This is a genomic window from Wolbachia endosymbiont of Nomada ferruginata (assembly GCF_001675785.1).
Classification (GTDB): Bacteria; Pseudomonadota; Alphaproteobacteria; order Rickettsiales; family Anaplasmataceae; genus Wolbachia; species Wolbachia pipientis.
Genome location: NZ_LYUY01000102.1, coordinates 1 through 4,315 on the forward strand (window position 1 = coordinate 1; position 4,315 = coordinate 4,315).

Sequence of the window (4,315 nt, forward strand, 5' to 3'; positions counted from 1 at the left end):
GTTTAGAATAAAAAAACGCCATACTTGAAAGTATAATGTAAGTAATTAGCCAACCACGGGGCTTCTTTTGCCTTTTTTTTCATTTGGTAAATTTCTTAATATTTATGGCTAAACGACAATCGTCATCCCGCTACTTGTTAGCGGGATCTAGAGATACCGCGGCGGTATGACGTAGGACTGCTGTCATCCCAGTGCTCCTTTTTTTGTCATCCGAGTAGCTGACACTGGGATCTATTTTGCATGTAACTCCAATTGTGTTTTAGCATAAAACGCAACGCGTATTAGACTTATTTGCAAGCAAAGCTTGCTAGATCCAAGTAGTCAGGGCACTGGGATGACAGGAGAAGGCACTAGCCTGACAACCGTCATCCCGCTACGTGTTAGCGCCGCAGCGGTATGGTGTAGGAAAATTAGCTATATAGCTAACTTGTACCACGCGTTAAAGCTTTTAAACAGGTCTTGATTTACTTGCTCCATTATTTTCTTTATTATCAGATATTGCTTAAAATAATATGGAGGAGCAAATTGTCAGCAATTGCCATTATTGATTTTGGTTCACAGTTTACACAGCTTATCGCAAGACAAGTCAGAGAAATGGGCGTTTATTGTGAGATATTTCCAAGCAACATCAGTTTTGAAACAATATCAAAATTCAATGGGTTTATTCTCTCTGGAGGACCACAATCTGTAAATGATGATTGTTCTGAAACAAGTAGAGTAGTACATGAAATTATAAAACTTAATGAGGCAACAAACGTTCCTATACTTGGAATATGCTATGGACAGCAACTCATTTGTCATTATTTTGGAGCAAAAGTAAAAGAGAGTTTTAAACAGGAGTTTGGCAGAACTAAAATCAAGATACTAAAAGAATCCCCCATTATAAAGGATACCTGGGATGTTAATTCTGAAGTGGATGTATTAATGAACCATGCGGACAGTGTTGATACTATACCACAGGGATTTACTGTTATCGCATCAGGTGTGATAAATCAAACAATTGCAATGATTGTCAACGAACAGCGGAAGATTTACTGTACTCAGTTCCATCCTGAAGTTAAGCCTACAACAAATGGCAGTAAATTGCTCTCTAACTTCTTGGATATTGCAAATTGCGAAAGAGACTGGACAATGAAGTCGTTTATTGAAAAGCAGAAGGAAAAAATCAGAAATGTAGTAGGAGAGAAAAAAGTAATCGCTGCAGTAAGTGGTGGAGTTGATTCAAGTGTTGCAGCGGCTCTCACACATAAAGCTATAGGAAAACAATTGAACTGTATTTTTATCGATACTGGGTTGTTACGCAAGAACCAGACCATTGCTATGTTGAAAGAGATTCCGATAAACTACGTTGATAAATCAAATTTATTTTTGAGTAGGTTGAAGGGAATAACTGATCCAGAAGAAAAGCGAAAAATCATCGGTAACGCTTTCATTGAAGTGTTTGAAGAAGAAGCAAAAAAAATAGGTGATGTAGATTTTTTGATGCAAGGTACCATTTACTCTGATGTAGTTGAGTCAGGGCATGCCTCAGACAACACTAGTACAATTAAGTCTCACCATAATGTTGGTGGGTTACCAGAAAAGATGAACCTGAAGCTAGTGGAGCCTTTACGTTACCTCTTTAAAGATGAGGTAAGGCTACTTGGAAAGGAAATTGGGCTTTCAGATGAGATAATATTTCAACATCCATTTCCAGGACCCGGACTTGCAGTGAGGATTATAAGTGAAGTCGATGAAGAAAAGGTGCAAATATTGCAAGAAGTAGATGAAATATATATTAATACGATGAAAAATTACGATCTATACGATAAGATATGGCAAGCTTTTGCTGTATTATTACCAATAAAAACTGTAGGCGTTATGGGAGATGGTCGTACGTATGGATATGTTTGTGCTTTAAGGGCTGTAACATCGTCCGATGGTATGACGGCTGATGCATTTCCATTTGAGGATAAGGATCAGCATTCGCTAGTGTTTTGGGACTTTTTACAGAATGTTGGCAGTATAATTGTTAATAATGTTCCCGGAGTAAATAGAGTTGTTTATGATATCACTTCTAAACCACCTGCAACTATTGAGTGGGAGTAAATTAAAAAGTCTAGTCATCCTGCTACTTGTTAGCGGGATTTATTGCCGAGATACCGCGAATGAATCGCGGTATGACGGTTCGCGGCAACATGACGATAACCTCGTCATCCCGCTACGTGTTAGCGGGATCTATCCGCAGCAGTATGACGTAGGACTGCTGTCATCCCGCTGCTTGTTAGCGGCTGAGATACCGCGAATGAATCACGGTATGACGGTTAATTTTCTTTATTTTGCTCATAACTTCCACAAGCAGTGCAAACATAAATGAAGAATACAAATATCCTTTTGGTAATTCTATATGAAATCCATGAAGTATGAGGTACACACCGACAAGTAAAATAAATAAAATGGCGATTATTTTTAACCCTGGGTTAGATTTGATTAACTGGGCGGTATAACTTGATAAAAACAGCATTGCTAGCATGGAAAATGTAAATGCTGTAGCAATTATTACCATGTTATAAGTTAGTGCTATAGCAGTTAATATCGAATCAACCGAAAAAACTAAATCTATTAATATAATTTGTAGCACAACTAAAAAAAATTTTGATTTAACGTTTGCTTTCTTTTTATTTTTCTTACATACAAAGATGTCATCCCGTAACTCCATAGAGCTTTTAACAATAAGGAATAATCCCCCTGCGATCATAAGTAAATCCCTTGCTGATGCAGTGTGAAATATAGGTTTTTGCATTGACAATATAGATGATGTAAAAAATAGTATTACAAAACGCATTAATAGCGCTAATCCAAGGCCCATAAGGCGCACTCTTTCTCTCAGCACATTTGGTACCTTATCTATTGCTAGAGAAATAAAGATTAAATTGTCTACACTAAGTATAGTTTCAAGTAGTGTAAGTGTCAGTAAAGTCCAAGCATCAGTTAGCATTTTTGTTTCAAATTCGGTTCTTCTTACTCTACAATAGATGTGTAAAAATTAAGTGACTTCACTCAGAAGTTTTATAGCAGTTCTCCAGAAAAACAGGATATATAAAGTTCAGCAGCTTCTTCTATTTTCGTTTTTGAGCAAAATCAATAATAAGAGAGCTTCTTATTTTCATGCACGCAAATAAGATAAAGCCTTATTTTCATTTTTGACTTTATTTGAAAATAATATATACTATAAAAATAGTGTGCTCGGTTGAATGAATGTATATTAAAGGATCACCATCAGGCAAAGTATTCGCTGGTTATCAGGCATTTATACCAAGCCCCTTGCCACCAAAATTTGAATGGGACAATGATTTAGTTAATAGTCTTTAAACCCTTACTTTACTATAAGGAAAGTGGTTGAAAACTTAGGTATCGTATTTACAACAGCCCAAAGAGCAATCGTAAAGCTTGAAGATTTAGGCATCGTTTCACAAACTTCTCAAGGAAAGAGAGATCGGGTTTATTGTGCAACTGATATTTTGAATATTCTAGAAGAACCAACTAAGATTACAGAGAACTTCGATAGCACATTGTAGCTATTGTGATGAATAAATTCAGCAAACAGCAAGCTTAAAGAGTCTGATCCAATGGACATGCTGAACAAAAAGTAAGGAGCTCCTTTTGGAGGATTGTATTAACTTATTAATTAATTGCTTGACTTTTAGCAGGATTTATTATACTATTTATTAATGAGTAATGCAATCAAACCAAGGAGGATAGCATGATAAATAATTTGGATTCAATAATTCTTGGAATAAAAGATGGTGAAAAGGCGATTGAAGATTTAAGGGTTGTTCTTAAAAAAAGAAAAGAAGACGTTATCACTACACAGACATTTAATTATGCTTTACGATGCCTACAAACTACAAAGGAAGCGATAGTACACGAAATTCTGCTTCATTTTATACAAAATCCTGGCGAGCAATCACTAGAACAAGTGATACAATGCTTAGATAGAGCAATACAATCTGGGATATATGCAAAAAACAACCCAATAAGAAATCTAGATGAAGAATTTCGTACTCATATAAACTTTAAAGATGAAGAGGGAAATACATTACTACATCATGCAGTTATAGGTAATAAAACTGAAGAAATAACCACCCTTCTTGTTACATATAGTGCAAATCCTTTGATACAAAACGCGGATAATAAAGTTCCTTTAGATTTAGCTCAAGGAAAAACAAAAGAAGTGCTTATTAAAAGTATGAAAAAACAAGCTAAGAGGTTGTCCGGAAACAAGTAAAAGGCTATAATATCTGAAATTTTAGTACGGGGTAAAGATGAGAAAAAA

General features: G+C 35.7%; 5 protein-coding genes. 4 read left to right on the forward strand and 1 reads right to left on the reverse strand.

Annotation, left to right across the window (positions count from 1 at the left end):
* Positions 1-304 precede the first annotated feature (304 nt).
* Both BA053_RS07485 and guaA read left to right on the forward strand, forming a co-directional pair.
* Positions 305-463 carry a hypothetical protein gene (locus tag BA053_RS07485; protein WP_156518062.1) on the forward strand — a complete coding sequence of 53 codons (159 nt, stop codon included), beginning with the start codon at positions 305-307 and terminating at the stop codon, positions 461-463.
* 62 nt (positions 464-525) lie between these two features.
* A complete protein-coding gene (guaA, locus tag BA053_RS05370; RefSeq protein ID WP_065095135.1) occupies positions 526-2,088 on the forward strand; it encodes a glutamine-hydrolyzing GMP synthase in 1,563 nt (520 codons plus the stop codon).
* Positions 2,089-2,263: 175 nt separating this feature from the next.
* On the opposite strand, the gene BA053_RS05375 is transcribed toward guaA, so the two are convergent.
* Positions 2,264-2,977 carry a TerC family protein gene (locus BA053_RS05375; RefSeq protein WP_065095136.1) on the reverse strand — a complete coding sequence of 238 codons (714 nt, stop codon included), beginning with the start codon at positions 2,975-2,977 and terminating at the stop codon, positions 2,264-2,266.
* Between the two features lie 397 nt (positions 2,978-3,374).
* Between BA053_RS05375 and BA053_RS05380 the strand changes: the two genes are divergently transcribed.
* On the forward strand, positions 3,375-3,557 hold the full coding sequence (locus tag BA053_RS05380) for a helix-turn-helix domain-containing protein (RefSeq protein WP_065095137.1): 183 nt from the start codon (positions 3,375-3,377) through the stop codon (positions 3,555-3,557).
* A gap of 185 nt (positions 3,558-3,742) precedes the next feature.
* Entirely contained in the window at positions 3,743-4,267 is a 525-nt protein-coding gene (locus BA053_RS05385) for an ankyrin repeat domain-containing protein (RefSeq protein WP_245611090.1), read from the forward strand.
* The last annotated feature ends 48 nt before the right edge of the window (positions 4,268-4,315 follow it).